The organism is Polynucleobacter parvulilacunae (assembly GCF_018881715.1).
GTDB lineage: Bacteria > Pseudomonadota > Gammaproteobacteria > Burkholderiales > Burkholderiaceae > Polynucleobacter > Polynucleobacter parvulilacunae.
Window position 1 is genome coordinate 1 of the sequence record NZ_JACVPW010000009.1, and the last position, 216, is coordinate 216.

General features: G+C 50.9%; 1 protein-coding gene. It reads right to left on the bottom strand.

Annotated features, from left to right (window positions below; all coding sequences use genetic code 11):
* The coding region (locus tag ICN18_RS08435; RefSeq protein ID WP_216190071.1) for an AIDA repeat-containing protein at positions 1-216 on the bottom strand (216 nt) is incomplete at both ends.

Here is a 216-nt window from a genome sequence, read left to right on the forward strand (position 1 = left end):
GCTAATAGCAAGACCACCGGAAGAGACGCTTAAATTACCGCTATTGTTAACTGTAGAGCTCGTAGCGGTACCGCCAGCAGAGACGGCCAATAGACCCCCACTGCTAACAATAGAGTTCGTTGCCGTACCACCGGAGGAGACATTGAGGTTACCGCCACTATTGACAGTGGAGCTCGCTGCTAAACCGCCAGCATAAACATTCAGAAGTCCGCTATT